Origin of the sequence: Sporosarcina pasadenensis, from assembly GCF_047228845.1 — a bacterium.
Classification (GTDB): Bacteria; Bacillota; Bacilli; order Bacillales_A; family Planococcaceae; genus Sporosarcina.
In genome coordinates this window covers 13,686-28,181 of record NZ_JBFEGM010000015.1, presented here as the reverse complement: position 1 = coordinate 28,181, position 14,496 = coordinate 13,686, and the positions used below count along the sequence as shown (strand labels likewise).

The following is a 14,496-nucleotide window of genomic DNA, read 5'->3' as shown; positions in this document are numbered from 1 at the left end:
GCATGATACGCCAAAGCAGAAAATTCTATTGTATCCATTTCCGTAATGCATAGTAGTCCGGATTCATTCGCAGCGACTGTTCACATTGCTCACAAATGCAACGAACCGTCATGGAACCATTATCATCATATTCTAGGAAGTGCTCGCCATTCCCTTCTTCTGCCCTTTGCAGTTCCCGGATAACTTCTTCGGCAGATGCAAACGGGATGCTGCCGACCTCAGTATTGCAATGTCTGCAAGAATAACGTAAATTCTTCAGTTTCATCGGCCCCTTTTTAACAAAGTATAGGCGGATGAACCGATGATTATTCCTTATGCGCCATTATAGTTATTCATTACTTCTAAAAAAGGGCTTTTGAGCCAATCCATGCAAGCAGCAGCGCTTTTTTCTACCATCTCGTCAATAAGCGGCTGTTCTTCCTTGCTGAATGGAGCCAGTACATAATCGGATACTTTCATGCCGCCTGTCGGTCGACCGATTCCGATACGGATCCTGTTGAAGGAATCAGAGCCAAGATGGGCAATCAACGACTTCATGCCGTTATGGCCCCCAGCGCTTCCTTTTTGGCGCAATCGCAATTTGCCGGGAACGAGGTCAAGATCATCGTATAGGACGACAATATCTTCGATTTGTATATCGTAATAGTCCATGAGCGGACCGACACATTCGCCGGACAGATTCATATATGTCAAAGGTTTGACGAGCATCACTTTTCCTTCCGGACGGTGGATGATCGTATAAGCGCCGTTGAATTTCATTTGCATGGCGGGCGCGTCCAGCCGACCTGCCAATTCATCGATTGCCTGGAATCCGACGTTATGCCGAGTCTTCTCGTATTGCTTCCCCGGATTTCCGAGGCCGATTATCATTTTCATAAGGCGTATCTTCCTTTTGATTTCATTATAAAAAGGGCGCACGCTTTACACGTGCGCTCCAACAGTTGCTTATTATTCCTCTTTTTCACCGATGACTTCCGGTTCTGCATCTGCAGCACCCGTATCGGCTTCAAGTTCCTCCAATTCCTCTTCGGAACGTGGAGCTGAGATGGTCACAAGTGCGTAATCATCATCCGTAATAATTTCAAACTTGGATTTCCCGCGTACGTCTGCGACTGACAACGTGTCGCCGATTTGCATTTCGGAAATATCGACTTCAAACGACTCCGGGATATCCGAAGGTTTGACTTTGATTGTCACTTCGCGGTTTGGCTGTTGTACGACGCCGCCTTCCTTCTCGCCGATCGATTCGCCGACAAGTTGCACTGTAACGTCGACTTCAAGCTCTTCAGCCATATCGATCGAAAGGAAGTCAGCATGACGAATCTCGCCTTTCAAAGCATCTTCCTGAAATTCATTCAATACGACATTCAATTTCTTGCCGTCGAGTTCAAGCTGAATAACGCCATTACGTCCTACTTCACGCAATGTCTTTAGTAGATCTCCCTCTCTTACGGCAATCGGTGTATTTTCTGTATTATATCCATAAACGACGGATGGGATGAACCCATCATTTCTTAGTGCTGTTAATGCTGATCTCGTTTTTGTTTCTCTTGTTTTCGACTGAATTGCTGTACTCATTTGCGTAGTCACCTTTCCTGAAAAAAGTTATTCTATCTCTTGAAATACCCAAAATCAGACGACATGAAACTAACTAGATTGCTTATTCAAACAACGTGCTGACAGATTTTTCTTCAAATACACGGATAACTGCTTCACCTAAAAGCTTGGCAATTGATAATTGCTTGATTTTCGGTGACTTTTTGCTTTCCGGCAGTTCGATTGAATTCGTGATGACCAATTCTTTTATTTGCGAATTGTCGATCCGCTCGATTGCAGGGCCGGATAATACCGGATGCGTACAGCAAGCGTACACTTCCTTTGCGCCATTCTCGATGATCGCGTTCGCTGCGATTGTAATCGTTCCGGCAGTATCGATAATATCATCGATGAGGATAGCTGTTTTCCCTTCAACGTTCCCTACGATGCTCATCACTTCGGCAACGTTTGGACGTGGACGGCGTTTGTCGATAATTGCAATTGGCGCCTTCATGCGATCCGCCATTTTTCGTGCACGTGTAACACCGCCATGATCCGGAGATACGATGACGAGTTCATTGCCCTCCAAGCCTTTTCCTTTGAAGTATTCCGTTAAAATCGGCTCTGCTACGAGATGATCGATTGGAATGTCAAAGAAGCCTTGGATTTGCGGTGCATGCAAATCAATGGCGATGACGCGGTCCGCACCAGCTTTTTCAAGCAAGTTCGCTACAAGCTTCGCCGTGATCGGTTCACGAGAACGTGCTTTGCGGTCTTGGCGTGCATATCCATAATAAGGCATGACAACATTGATTGTACGGGCTGATGCGCGCATCAATGCGTCAATCATGATAAGGAGCTCCATCAGGTTATCATTGACTGGATAGGAGGTTGATTGGATGACAAAGACATCGCAACCTCGGATACTTTCTTCGATATTGATTTGAATTTCTCCGTCGCTGAAACGTTTGACGGAGCACTTGCCGAGTGGGCGTCCGATTTCGTCTGCTACTTCTTGTGCAAGTGTTTCATTGGAATTTAAAGAGAATATCTTCAGTTTATCATTAGGATAATGATTAGCCATCATGGTCCCCCTGGTTAGTTAAGATTTAATTTTGTTGCGTATCCTTCTTTATTCTCCTGGCGCGCGCGCCCAATTGCAAGTGAACTTTCTGGGACATCTTTTGTAATGGTCGATCCGGCCGCTACATAAGCACCTTTTCCAATTTTTACAGGTGCAACTAGATTGGAATTGCAGCCGACAAACGAGTCATCTTCGATCGTTGTCTGATGCTTGTTCTTTCCGTCGTAATTCACCGTGATCGTTCCGCAACCGATGTTCACATTTGTACCGACTTCCGCATCACCGATATAGCTGAGGTGAGAAACTTTGCTTCCTTCTCCTAAACTTGACTTTTTAACTTCGACGAAATTGCCGATTTTTACATTGTCGCTGAGTTTGGATTCCGGACGGATATGTGCGAACGGGCCTACTGTCGTACCGGACCCGATAACGCTGTCCCGTACAACTGACGAATGGATGGTTGTATGACTGCCAATTTCACTATTGGCGATATGACTATTCGGTCCAATTATACATTTTTCCCCGATGACCGTCTGTCCTTCGATCATCGTGCCTGGTTGAAGAACTGCATCCCGACCGATTTTGGCATCCACGCTAATATACGTGTTGCCTGGGTCAATGATTGTTACACCGTTGCGCATATGGGATTCTGCAATCCTTTGGCGCATCACTTTTTCCGCTTCCGACAGGATGACCCGGTCATTGATACCGATTGTTTCGCTAAAATCGTCGGTTACATAGGCGGAAATCAACGCCTGTTCAGCCTTCAGAATGCCAATGACATCAGGCAAATAGTATTCGCCTTGTGCGTTATCGTTCTTCACTTTTTTCAAAGCTTCAAACAGTGCGCGGTTGTCAAAACAGTAGGTTCCTGTATTAATCTCGGTTACTTTCCGCTCTTCCGGCGATGCATCCTTATGTTCCACGTTGCGAAGGACGTTTCCTTGCTCATCCCGGATAATGCGGCCGTAGCCTGTAGGATCGTCGGCGTGCGCGGTCAGGATTGTCGCTTTCGCCTTCGTGTCGGAGTGGTGTGCAATCAGTGCTTGCATCGTTTCCGATTTGATGAGCGGTGTGTCTCCACAGACGACGAGCGTAATCCCTTCGAGTTCGCCTAGCCGGTCCTCTGCCTGCTGAACTGCATGTGCTGTGCCGAGCTGTTCTGCCTGAAGGGCATATTCGCTTTTGGCACCGAGTGTTTCTTCTACCATTTCTGCTCCGTGGCCGACAATCGTTACGATTTTATCCGCGCCGATTCCGAGGATATGGTCGACAACGTGTTCGACCATCGGTTTTCCACAGACAGGATGCAATACTTTATATAAATCGGACTTCATCCGCGTCCCTTGCCCTGCAGCTAGGACGATGGCATATGTATTCGTCATTTGCTGGCCTCCATCCATAATTTCATTATTGACTATAGCGGAAAATAATATAAATTTCAACTATACCCTCTTGACAACGGCAGATAATTCTTTTAATATTGTTCGTTTCTTTTTTCTAGGGCCATTATTATTTGGGTGAAATCGGATTTTCGCTACAATCCTGTATTAATTCAAAAAAGCTGTTACAGATAGTCAGATGACTTCTGCACAGCCTCTTGGTTGCTATTCAAAATCCATTTACTTATGCCCCGGCCTCTTCCAATACCCCTTTTTCCTCGACCATATGATACGCGGTTAGGACGGCATCTTGGACTTTCATCCTTGCCGTAGTATTGATGGGATGCGCCACGTCGCGGAATTCCCCTTCTGGCGTACGTTTGCTTGGCATTGCGACAAACAATCCGTCATTCCCCTCAATGACACGGATATCATGCACAACAAATTCGCCGTCCAAGGTAATCGATGCGATCGCCCTCATCCGGCCGTCCGTCTCAACTTTCCTCAGTCTTACATCTGTTACTTCCATCATTCCCCACTCCCTTTGTTGTTTCGTCTAGCGTCAGGCGCTGAGTCGTCCTCCGCTTTTGTTTTACAATGCTCAAAGATTAGATTCTACAAAAAGTCAGCATTTCCCTTTTATTTTTTCAAACTTTTTCTAAAAAACTTTTTTCTCGGCCTTTTAAGCAATAAAAATGACGGCATGCTCACTTTCTGAGCATGCCGCCACATATTAATTATTCGCCGGCAAGGGCGATAACTTCGATTTCAACTGATGCGTCTTTCGGTAGTCTTGCCACTTCCACTGTCGAACGGGCAGGAGTATGTGATCCGAAATGTTGTGCATATACGTCGTTTAAAGCTGCAAATTGGTTCATGTCCTTGATGAACACTGTCGCCTTGATCACTTGGTCAAGGGAAGAACCTGCCTCTTCCAATACGGCTTTCAAGTTGGCGAAAACTTGGTTTGTCTGCTCTTCAATTGTTCCTTCGACGAGCAGTCCATCCGGTGTCATCGGAAGTTGTCCGGATGTGTATACTAATCCATTTACTTTCACTGCTTGTGCGTATGGTCCGATTGCTTTCGGCGCGTTATCTGTTGCTACATAGTTCATTTCGTTTTTCCACCCTTCATGAAATAGTTTCCTTCTTCCAGTTCGATTGTGCGGTCCTTCTCATTCACTGCGCGGAGTTTGACCAGAGATAGATAATCTTCTACGAGCACTTCCTCGGTATGTTCCGCCTCTACTAGGACAGCGATTCCTGCAAGCTCGCAGTCGAATTCCTCTAGTAGATTCTTCATGCCTGCCATCGTCCCGCCCGCTTTCATGAAGTCATCGGTGATCAATACTCGTTTACCGCTCTTCATGCTTCTTTTCGACAATACCATCGTCTGGATACGACGAGTGGAACCGGACACGTAATTGATGCTGACGGTCGATCCTTCCGTCACCTTGCTATCCCTTCGGACGATGACGACAGGGACATTCAAGTGGCGTGCAATCGCATGGGCGATTGAAATGCCTTTTGTAGCGACTGTCATGATTACGTCAATCTCCGTGTCGCTGAAGGCAGACGCAAACACTTTTCCGATACGGTCCATAACTTTTGGATCGCCTAAGAAATCTGTCATATATAGATAACCGCCCGGCAGCAGACGGTCCGACCGCCCAAGACTTTCTTTAATATGGGCCATCACTTCACGGACTTCAGTCTCGGAGACTTGCGGAATATATTTCACACCGCCAGCAGCACCCGATACAGTCATCAGCTTGCCTGTCCCATTCTCTTCGAACGTCTCCTTGATGATTGCCAAGTCTTCGCTAATGGATGACTTCGCCGCATGATAGCGCTCGGAAAAGAAAGTGAGCGGTATGAGTGTATGAGGATTTTCCAATAGGTGACTCGTCATATCGACGAGTCTTCCGCTCCTTTTCCACTTCATCGTTAACAACCCCTAAATCCGAATATTTTAATCGTACATTATCATAATTGTACGCCTTTAATCAAGCAGAAAACGTTCTCCCGTCATTCTGACAGCATGAACTTCCTTGCAAAAGCCCTTTAATCCATTGTAGATCCTTGAGACTCTCGCTTCCTGCCTGACGAAACCGAAAACGGTCGGTCCGCTTCCGCTCATCAATACTGCATCGGCCCCGAACTGGTTCATTTTTTCCTTTAAGCCGACGACTTGTGGATGCATTTTCATCGTCACCGGTTCCAGGACATTGCCCAAGGATGCGCACATTTTGTCGTAATCCCCTGAATGCAACGCTTCAAGCATTCCTGCTGTGTCAGGATGCTCGATGGAGTTGACATCGAGGTTCCGGTAGATATCTGCCGTAGAGACGGAGATTGATGGTTTTGCGAGAATGACCCAACAGTTAGGCGGTGCCGGCAAATGCTGGATCTTCTCACCACGTCCTTTTGCAAGAGCTGTTCCTCCATGCACGCAGAATGAAACATCCGATCCGATCTTTGAGCCGATATCGGCCAATTCGTCCGCGCTTAGCTTCAGATTCCAAAGCCGATTTAACCCGCGCAATGTAGCCGCGGCATCGGAACTGCCGCCCGCAAGTCCTGCAGCAACAGGGATTTTTTTGTCGAGCATAATTTCGACCCCATCGCGGATGCCGTATTTCCGCTTAAGTAGGTCCGCTGCTTGATAAGCCAAATTTTTTCGGTCATTCGGCACGAACCGTTCAGACACTTTTATGTGAATTTGCCCGTCATTCGATGGGCGAAGCCAGACACGGTCAGCCAAATCGACTGTCGTCATGATCATTTCCACTTCATGAAAACCGTCAGGGCGTTTATGTAGGACATCAAGTGTCAGGTTGATTTTTGCAGGCGCTTTCTCATATAACATCCAGCCCCCTCCATTCCAAGCTTGTCATTGTTCCCTATTTTACCATAGGGTGATTGGATTTCATCCTCAAACTTTACACCGATGGACGAAATAAAGAAAAGAGCTGCACGACGTCTGTAACGACATCCATGCAGCTCTTCCTTTGTCAGTCGTTCGTGAGATGGGTGGATCTTAGCTGTCGTTCCGTTTTTCCGCCATTCCACGCTCAGCCATTTGAATGGCATGCTTCACCATATTACCGGCGTCACGCGATTTGATGCCTCCCCAACCTTCCCGCTGAACAACATCGTAAAAGCCAAGCTCTTTCGCAATTTCTTCTTTCAAGTGCTCAGACATTATACTCCGTCTTCTCGCCATTAGGTTTTTCCTCCTTTTCGACTGACAAATCTAGTATGGGCAATGAAGATAAAAAAACACCTATGCTTCCAGAAAGGAATGCATAGGCATTTTAATAAAAAACAATGCATGATTGCTTTAAAGACTATTTGACGATGAGCGCAGTTTCGTCTCCGTCATCCAGAACTGTTATTTCGACTGCTTCAGTCAAAATATCCGCGTAGCTGTAAGACACCCTTTCAAAAGCATTTTCATCCTGGTCCAGTTCAACAACAAAAACTGCCCGATACGTCTCACGAAGGATTCCGGCACGTTCGATTGTTTTCTTACGGCCTCCGTTTGCTTTTAAGTGCAAACGTTTCCCCAAGTGAGCATCCAATGACTTCTTAATGTCCGCTAATGTTTTTGGCACGTCGCTTACACCTCACTGGATACAAGTATAACACTTTTAAAAAGTTCTGTCAATTAAAACAAGAATTTTATCAGTAAAACCTTATCGTTGTCAATTCTTTTTTCACTATTCTCGATTGTTTAAGCCAAGAAACGCCCTATTTGTCATGACTTTTTGAAATCGGAATACAAAGCATTCGACAATTTCCCGAACTCCTCGATAGATAATGTTTCGCCTCTCCTGCCAGAATCCATGCCGATCCGCTCGAATGCCTCGAGAATCTGTTCCTTCTTCGCCTTCCCGTTTGGTAAGGAAGATTGGAGATTGTTGAGCAACGTCTTTCTCCTTTGGACGAACGAACCCCTTGCTACTTCGAATAGGAAGTCTTCATCTATCACTTCCACTGGCGGTTCTGCTTTTTTTGTCAGCTTCAACACCGCTGATTCGACATTCGGTTGCGGGATGAACACCGTCCTCGGCACAATCATTGAAACTTCGGCATCCATGTAATATTGGACCGCAATCGATAAAGATCCGTAAGCTTTCGTACTTGGAGATGCTGTAATTCGATCTGCCACTTCCTTTTGCATCATGATCACCATTCCCCGGATCGGAACTTTACCAAGCAGGAATTTCATGATGATCGGCGTCGTCACGTAATAAGGAAGGTTGGCAACGACGACAATGTCGTCAAATCCGCTGAACTGTTCCTCGACCACTTTATTCAGATCCGCCTCAAGCACGTCCTGGTTGATGATAGTGACATTGTCATACGGCGATAATGTATCTTCCAACACAGGCAGCAGACGTCCATCAATTTCAAATGCGACGACCTTGGCCGACGACCGTGCAAGATGTTCCGTCAACGCCCCGATTCCTGGACCAATTTCGATGACTCCCGTCTTGTCCGTCAACCCGGCATGCGAAACGATATTACGTAAAATATTCGGGTCGATCAAAAAGTTTTGCCCTAGGCTCTTCTTGAATGAAAACCCATGCTTCTCCAAAATTTCCTTTGTTCTAATAGGCGTTGCAATATCCCTATTCATGGCCATCCTCCTCGTGCAGGACTTTCAATGCCTCCATTAATTGATGTTGCCCAATCCGGAACATTTCAAGTCTCTTTTTCAATCCTTTGCCGTTCACTTGTCCGATTTGAAGTATTTCGCCAAGTCGGTCACGCCGTTTTTTCGCATCGGGATGTCCGACAAGCCTTGCCTCAATCAGAACCCGCAAAGGAATTTCCTCAACGGGTTGGACATCGACGGAATAGACGGCTTCCAACGCTTTTTGGATATCTTCATCTTTCGCATGCTCAATGCCAAGTCCTTGCCCATTTTTCGCGATCGTTTTCGATTTATGCAGAAATGCATGCTTTACTCCCGGAATCCGCTCTTCGATAATGGAGCGGATTCTTCTGCCCGGAAAGTCGGGATCCGTGAATACGATGACCCCTCTCGTTTCTTGGGCGAGTCGGATCCGATCCAATGTCTTTTCGTCAATCGCCGATCCGTTCGTCTCGATCGTATCGGCCCCAGTCGCCCTTTTGATTGCGACTGTATCGGATTTTCCCTCTACGACAATTATTTCTTTTATTTTCACTGTGACCCTCATTTCATTAGGTTACGTTTGTTTAATTTTACGTGTTGAAGCGGCTGTTGTACAGGCAATCGAACAGCGAAGGGTTCGATTTGCCGTATTTCTGCGCACTTTGCAGAAATTAAGGCATCCTGCAATATCCTGCTCGCAACGCTGCGCTTATGCTCGCAAACGCCGTTCTCCGTAACGGCGTTCGCAGGAGTCGCCGCCTTCCACTCAAATCCCCTAAATCCTTACCAATTATAAATACCTTAAAAAGATGAAAAAACCGTGGGACTGGTTAAGCCCCACGGATTGATGTGGAAATAAAATGATTGCTATGGAATTAGTCGATCACTTTGATTTTCACTGTGCGGCGACCAAAATTGTATGCTGCCGCCTTTGTCGGTACATGAAGGTCAATCTTCTTCCCTTTTATCGCTCCGCCGGTATCTCCTGCGATTGCGTATCCGTATCCTTCAACCCAAACTTTGGAGCCGAGCGGGATGACACTAGGATCCACCGCAATGACTTTCAGATTCGGATTGGCCCTGAGGTCTATGCCCGTTGCTGTTTTCCCTGTGCAGCCGTTACAGTGCGCTGTATAGGCAGTAGCGGTCACGTAAAATTCATTCCCGCCTGAAGGTGCTGCCGAGCTGCCGCGAGATACTGCGACATTGGATTTTTTCTTGACGGCGCTTGCCATTATCACTTTGGAACCGACCGCAACAATTTTCTTTTGAGGCTCCTGAATGACTCTTTCATTCAATAACGTACGAGATACTTCCTTGCCATTCTCTTTGACAATTTCAAACTTGCGTTCAACAGATCCCTTCTTGCCTTCTTGGACAACCTTTTCCCGTCCTTTTAGCAATTTGGCATCGCTCTTCGTTACAACCGCAAAATTTGTTGGTTCTTCCACTACATCGGTGACCTTTTCTACCCGTATGACTTCAACTATGGAACCTGGCTTCACGAATCCGTCAGCCTTCCGGTTCAACTTGTCATGTTCATTCAATTGAATGTTTTCTTTCTTTAAAAAGTCAGCGACCGTAGTCGAAGTGGACCACATTTGTTTCTCATTCCCGCCATCGATAAGCGTCAATTGGAACGCTTTTTGAACATTGATGCGCAGATCTTCTCCGAGGCTTTCATCTGGATTTGGCGTGACCTTATCATGCTCTGAAAGCTTGATGTCGGCCTCGGCTAAAATATCGCCGACTTTCCGATCCGTTGTCCAAACCTTTTCAGTTTCCTTGCCTGTTTGAATCTCTACTTGCTTTGCCTGTTCCCACCTGATCGATAATCCTTCCTCGATCGTGGTATTCACTGAGGGTGTTACTAAATCGTGTTCGGCAACTTCGAAATCCTCGCTGGATAGAAGTTGCCCAACTGTATGTGCAGATGTTTTTATTTCAATTTGCTCATCGTTCACATGTAGTGTGACCGATTTCTTAGATCCTTCGTAAAGAACAAGTGAAATGATTGAAACGAATAACGCAAATGCTATAGAAAAGATTGCTATTCGTTTACTCCTCAATGACATCGAGAACAGATTTTTCATGGTATTTTTTGTCATGAAAAAACTCCTCCTTTATCACTCGGCAAATTATAAAGCTTCCAATTCGACGTGTCAACTTATAGAATCTCCAGTCTTTTCACTGAAGATAGATGAATCCAGTCGGGAAGCCGTACAATCACCCTTCGCATTATTTCGAAATACGGAATATCTTCAAAGCATTTTCGGTCGTTCTCTTTGCCACCTCTTCAACTGGAATGTCCTTTAAACGGGCAATTTCCTCCGCCACGAGCGTGACGAGTGCCGGCTCATTCCGTTTTCCGCGATGAGGATGGGGAGCAAGGTAAGGAGCATCCGTTTCAATCAATAAATGATCCAAAGGAATGTCTGTCGCCACTTGCTTCGGCATTTTTGCGTTTTTGAAGGTGACAGGGCCTCCGAGGGATATGAGGAAATTCATATCAATGCACTCTCTAGCAGTTTCGACACTGCCGCCGTAACAGTGCATGATGCCGCCCGTTATATGGGCTTCCTCTTCCTTCAATATCCTGACGACATCCCCTGTTGCGTCACGATTGTGGATGATGACGGGAAGGTCGACTTTTTGTGCAAGCCGGATCTGCTTTCGGAACAATTCTTGCTGAACGTCCTTCGGTGATTTGTCCCAATAATAATCCAGACCGGTTTCCCCGATGCCGACGACTTTCGGATGTGCCGCCAATGATTCTATCCATTCCAGATCTTTGTCGGTGCAATCGATAGCATCTACAGGATGCCATCCGACGACAGCGTAAATGAACGAGTATTGCTCAGCCAACTCCATCGCTTTCTCGATCGTTACACGATCAAAGCCGACAACGACCATTCTTTCGACCCCCGCGTCAATTGCGCGTTGTATGACTTCTTTAACGTCCTCTTCGTATTGCTCTGCATTTAAATGAACATGAGTATCGATATACATTTTGTGTCTCTCCTCACAAACTTCATTCTATTTCAATGGCTTATGTCTTACGTTACAGTATGGTAACAAATCGGTTAAAAGATAAAGACGGCGCCTCTAAAGGAAACGCCGTCTTTGCCATTTACTTCACTTGTGCACCGTTTTCCAATGTCGGATCGACTGTCGCCAATTTCAGAACACCATTGGATTTTCCAGCTAATATCATCCCTTGTGACAATTCGCCACGTAATTTTACGGGTTTTAAATTAGCGACAACAATTACTTTCTCGCCAATCAGAGCTTCCGGTTCATAATGCTCCGCGATACCTGAGACGACTTGACGCTGTTCATACCCCAAATCGACTTGTAGCTTCAACAGCTTGTCCGCTTTCGGCATCTTTTCACATGCCGTCACGGTTGCGACACGCAAATCGACTTTCATGAAGTCATCGATCGTGATCTCTTCTGTTTCCTCTTCGGCTTTGACATGCTCTTCCTCCTGCTTTTCCTTTGGCGCTGTAATTGCCATCTGATCACGGATATAGACAATTTCTACTTCCGGATCAAGACGAGGGAAAATCGGAACCCCTTTTTCGACAACTTTGGTTCCTTCAGGAAGCGCCTTGAAATTACCTAATGTGTCCCATGCAAGCATCGTTTCATCCAACCCGAGCTGTTCGATGATTTGAATAGGTGCCTTCGTCATGAACGGTTGTAAGAGAACCGCAATCTGGCGGAGCGATTCGGCAAGGTGAGCCATGACGGAAGCCAATTTTCCTTTGTCTGCTTCGTCTTTCGCAAGAACCCAAGGGGACGTTTCATCGATATATTTATTCGTACGGGAAATAATCGTCCATAGCTCCGAAAGGACGACGCTAAATTGCATCTTCTCCATGGAAGCTTCATATTTTCCAATTGCGCTAGCTGTGAAGTCACGCAGCACACTGTCGAATTCCGTCGGCTCAAGTCCTTCAGTCGGAATGACGCCGCCGAAATATTTATTGATCATGGATACTGTCCGATTCAACAAGTTGCCTAGGTCATTGGCCAAGTCGTAATTCGTCCGCTCCACGAATGATTCAGGGGAGAATGTCCCGTCTTGTCCGAACGGCAATTCCCGAAGGAGGAAATAGCGCGTCGCGTCCAAGCCGTAACGCTCGACAAGCATTTCAGGGTAGACGACATTCCCTTTCGATTTCGACATTTTACCGTCTTTCATCATAATGAAGCCGTGGGCGAAAACTTTTTTCGGCAATGGCAGATCAAGCGCCATGAGGAAAATCGGCCAATAAATCGTATGGAAGCGGACGATATCCTTCCCGACGACATGCACATCTGCCGGCCAGTATTTCTTAAATAACGATTCATCATCGGAACCGTACCCGAGTGCCGTAATATAGTTCGTCAATGCATCGACCCACACGTAAATGACATGTTTCGGATCTCCAGGTACTTTAATGCCCCAGTCGAATGACATACGGGATACGGATAAGTCTTCAAGCCCCGGTTTGATGAAGTTATTGATCATCTCATTTTTACGGGATTCCGGTTCAATAAAATTCGGGTTGTCATTATAATATTGCAGAAGCCTGTCTGCGTACTTTTGCATATTGAAGAAGTATGACTCCTCTGAAACCCTTTCCACTGGGCGATGACAGTCCGGACAATTGCCATCTTCAAGCTGCGCCTCTGTGAAATAGGATTCACATGGGACACATTTCCAGCCTTCATACTCGCCTTTGTAAATGTCGCCATTATCGAGGAATTTTTTGAAAATCTTTTCGACGGCCGCTTTGTGGCGTTCCTCCGTCGTTCTAATGAGGTCATCATAAGAGATGTCCATCGTTTTCCATAAATCGATAGCGATATCCGCGATTTGGTCTACGTATTGCTGCGGCGGAAGACCTTCCTCCTCCGCCTTCTCTTGGATTTTCTGGCCGTGCTCGTCCATTCCTGTTAGGAAGTGCACGTCATATCCACGCAATCTTTTATAGCGGGCCATCGCATCCGAAGCAACGGTCGTGTAAGCAGTTCCTATATGAAATTTCCCGCTCGGGTAATAAATAGGAGTCGTAATATAAAAAGTTTTTCGTTGTTCAGCCACCAAAATACCTCCTGTGTTTCAATCTATACTAACCATATTACTTAAATTTCAACAAAAGCGCTATGTAGACACGCATAAAATCGTTATTACACGTATAAATCCCTTCAGAAACGCATAAATCCTCAAAAATGCTCATAAACGAAGCCACGCGACGCATAAACGAACGAAAACGCCCATAAACCTCTTCAAATTCGCCTAAACGCAATCATTCGCTAGTTTTAGAATTTCCTTATTAATGCTCAAATCATCTTTCGCTTCTATTTCCCTAATTCCTCTCATTATTGGCTACTTAATACCCCACAGACTCAAAGAATACCAAACATCAAAAGTCCCGTTTTCTCAAGAAATCTATTATTCTACACATAATAATCAGCAAGATTTATTGACGTTAAATGGAAGTCTTGGTATGATATTTGATAGACAAGAGAAATATGTCGAATTTTGACGAAAATTTAAATCGTTTAGGAGGAATTCTTGTCATGAAATCTACAGGAATCGTTAGAAAAGTCGACGAATTAGGCCGTGTCGTCATACCAATCGAACTTCGTCGTACACTTGGAATTGAGCAGAAAGATGCTTTAGAAATCTATGTCGATGATGATAAAATTATCTTGAAGAAATACATGCCGAATATGACTTGTTCAATCACTGGCGAAGTGTCCGACAATAACTTGCAACTTATCGACGGAAAGCTGATTTTAAGCCAAGATGGCGCTAGACAACTCATTAAAGAGATCGAAGAGAAGATAAAATAATA

At 45.6% G+C, this 14,496-nt stretch carries 17 protein-coding genes; 1 reads left to right on the top strand and 16 read right to left on the bottom strand.

The window, feature by feature from the left end; genetic code table 11:
• Positions 1-25: 25 nt before the first annotated feature.
• From AB1K89_RS16270 to metG, 16 genes are all read right to left on the bottom strand, one after another.
• Positions 26-265 carry an anti-sigma-F factor Fin gene (locus AB1K89_RS16270; protein ID WP_413055755.1) on the bottom strand — a complete coding sequence of 80 codons (240 nt, stop codon included), beginning with the start codon at positions 263-265 and terminating at the stop codon, positions 26-28.
• A 47-nt stretch (positions 266-312) separates the two neighbouring features.
• Complete coding sequence (gene pth / locus AB1K89_RS16265) at positions 313-876, bottom strand: aminoacyl-tRNA hydrolase (protein WP_413055754.1); 564 nt, start codon at positions 874-876, stop codon at positions 313-315.
• A gap of 72 nt (positions 877-948) precedes the next feature.
• Positions 949-1,578 (bottom strand): 50S ribosomal protein L25/general stress protein Ctc, encoded by a 630-nt coding sequence (locus AB1K89_RS16260; protein WP_413055753.1) that lies wholly within the window; start codon positions 1,576-1,578, stop codon positions 949-951.
• A gap of 82 nt (positions 1,579-1,660) precedes the next feature.
• Positions 1,661-2,620, bottom strand: a complete 960-nt coding sequence (locus AB1K89_RS16255; RefSeq protein WP_252505027.1) for a ribose-phosphate diphosphokinase — start codon at positions 2,618-2,620, stop codon at positions 1,661-1,663.
• A gap of 14 nt (positions 2,621-2,634) precedes the next feature.
• Complete coding sequence (gene glmU / locus AB1K89_RS16250) at positions 2,635-4,005, bottom strand: bifunctional UDP-N-acetylglucosamine diphosphorylase/glucosamine-1-phosphate N-acetyltransferase GlmU (RefSeq protein ID WP_413055752.1); 1,371 nt, start codon at positions 4,003-4,005, stop codon at positions 2,635-2,637.
• Positions 4,006-4,246: 241 nt separating this feature from the next.
• A complete protein-coding gene (spoVG, locus tag AB1K89_RS16245) occupies positions 4,247-4,531 on the bottom strand; it encodes a septation regulator SpoVG (protein ID WP_413055751.1) in 285 nt (94 codons plus the stop codon).
• Between the two features lie 208 nt (positions 4,532-4,739).
• Positions 4,740-5,117, bottom strand: a complete 378-nt coding sequence (locus AB1K89_RS16240; protein WP_413055750.1) for a RidA family protein — start codon at positions 5,115-5,117, stop codon at positions 4,740-4,742.
• Positions 5,114-5,947 (bottom strand): pur operon repressor, encoded by an 834-nt coding sequence (purR, locus tag AB1K89_RS16235; RefSeq protein ID WP_413055749.1) that lies wholly within the window; start codon positions 5,945-5,947, stop codon positions 5,114-5,116. The genes AB1K89_RS16240 and purR overlap by 4 nt, the downstream gene beginning before the upstream one ends.
• 57 nt (positions 5,948-6,004) lie before the next feature.
• Positions 6,005-6,871, bottom strand: a complete 867-nt coding sequence (gene ispE / locus AB1K89_RS16230; RefSeq protein WP_413055748.1) for a 4-(cytidine 5'-diphospho)-2-C-methyl-D-erythritol kinase — start codon at positions 6,869-6,871, stop codon at positions 6,005-6,007.
• 171 nt (positions 6,872-7,042) lie between these two features.
• A complete protein-coding gene (locus AB1K89_RS16225) occupies positions 7,043-7,228 on the bottom strand; it encodes a small, acid-soluble spore protein, alpha/beta type (RefSeq protein ID WP_252505021.1) in 186 nt (61 codons plus the stop codon).
• A gap of 124 nt (positions 7,229-7,352) precedes the next feature.
• Positions 7,353-7,619: a biofilm formation stimulator Veg gene (gene veg / locus AB1K89_RS16220; RefSeq protein ID WP_252505020.1), complete on the bottom strand. Its 267-nt coding sequence runs from the start codon at positions 7,617-7,619 to the stop codon at positions 7,353-7,355.
• Between the two features lie 143 nt (positions 7,620-7,762).
• On the bottom strand, positions 7,763-8,647 hold the full coding sequence (rsmA, locus tag AB1K89_RS16215) for a 16S rRNA (adenine(1518)-N(6)/adenine(1519)-N(6))-dimethyltransferase RsmA (protein WP_413055747.1): 885 nt from the start codon (positions 8,645-8,647) through the stop codon (positions 7,763-7,765).
• Positions 8,640-9,200 (bottom strand): ribonuclease M5, encoded by a 561-nt coding sequence (gene rnmV / locus AB1K89_RS16210; protein ID WP_413055746.1) that lies wholly within the window; start codon positions 9,198-9,200, stop codon positions 8,640-8,642. Before rnmV ends, rsmA begins: the two co-directional genes overlap by 8 nt.
• A 322-nt stretch (positions 9,201-9,522) precedes the next feature.
• On the bottom strand, positions 9,523-10,755 hold the full coding sequence (locus AB1K89_RS16205) for a resuscitation-promoting factor (protein WP_413055745.1): 1,233 nt from the start codon (positions 10,753-10,755) through the stop codon (positions 9,523-9,525).
• A gap of 130 nt (positions 10,756-10,885) precedes the next feature.
• Complete coding sequence (locus AB1K89_RS16200; protein WP_413055744.1) at positions 10,886-11,656, bottom strand: TatD family hydrolase; 771 nt, start codon at positions 11,654-11,656, stop codon at positions 10,886-10,888.
• Between the two features lie 121 nt (positions 11,657-11,777).
• Entirely contained in the window at positions 11,778-13,739 is a 1,962-nt protein-coding gene (gene metG, locus AB1K89_RS16195; RefSeq protein ID WP_413055743.1) for a methionine--tRNA ligase, read from the bottom strand.
• A gap of 479 nt (positions 13,740-14,218) precedes the next feature.
• On the opposite strand from metG, the gene abrB reads away from it, so the two are divergent.
• Positions 14,219-14,494 carry a transition state genes transcriptional regulator AbrB gene (gene abrB, locus AB1K89_RS16190; protein WP_252505014.1) on the top strand — a complete coding sequence of 92 codons (276 nt, stop codon included), beginning with the start codon at positions 14,219-14,221 and terminating at the stop codon, positions 14,492-14,494.
• The last annotated feature ends 2 nt before the right edge of the window (positions 14,495-14,496 follow it).

Bases quoted from the DNA above. Each gene is read 5' to 3' on its own strand.
- AB1K89_RS16270 (WP_413055755.1), bottom strand. From the start codon at position 265: ATGAAACTGAAGAATTTACGTTATTCTTGCAGACATTGCAATACTGAG.
- pth (WP_413055754.1), bottom strand. From the start codon at position 876: ATGAAAATGATAATCGGCCTCGGAAATCCGGGGAAGCAATACGAGAAG.
- AB1K89_RS16260 (WP_413055753.1), bottom strand. From the start codon at position 1,578: ATGAGTACAGCAATTCAGTCGAAAACAAGAGAAACAAAAACGAGATCA.
- AB1K89_RS16255 (WP_252505027.1), bottom strand. From the start codon at position 2,620: ATGGCTAATCATTATCCTAATGATAAACTGAAGATATTCTCTTTAAAT.
- glmU (WP_413055752.1), bottom strand. From the start codon at position 4,005: ATGACGAATACATATGCCATCGTCCTAGCTGCAGGGCAAGGGACGCGG.
- spoVG (WP_413055751.1), bottom strand. From the start codon at position 4,531: ATGGAAGTAACAGATGTAAGACTGAGGAAAGTTGAGACGGACGGCCGG.
- AB1K89_RS16240 (WP_413055750.1), bottom strand. From the start codon at position 5,117: ATGAACTATGTAGCAACAGATAACGCGCCGAAAGCAATCGGACCATAC.
- purR (WP_413055749.1), bottom strand. From the start codon at position 5,947: ATGAAGTGGAAAAGGAGCGGAAGACTCGTCGATATGACGAGTCACCTA.
- ispE (WP_413055748.1), bottom strand. From the start codon at position 6,871: ATGTTATATGAGAAAGCGCCTGCAAAAATCAACCTGACACTTGATGTC.
- AB1K89_RS16225 (WP_252505021.1), bottom strand. From the start codon at position 7,228: ATGGCGAGAAGACGGAGTATAATGTCTGAGCACTTGAAAGAAGAAATT.
- rsmA (WP_413055747.1), bottom strand. From the start codon at position 8,647: ATGAATAGGGATATTGCAACGCCTATTAGAACAAAGGAAATTTTGGAG.
- AB1K89_RS16205 (WP_413055745.1), bottom strand. From the start codon at position 10,755: ATGACAAAAAATACCATGAAAAATCTGTTCTCGATGTCATTGAGGAGT.
- AB1K89_RS16200 (WP_413055744.1), bottom strand. From the start codon at position 11,656: ATGTATATCGATACTCATGTTCATTTAAATGCAGAGCAATACGAAGAG.
- abrB (WP_252505014.1), top strand. From the start codon at position 14,219: ATGAAATCTACAGGAATCGTTAGAAAAGTCGACGAATTAGGCCGTGTC.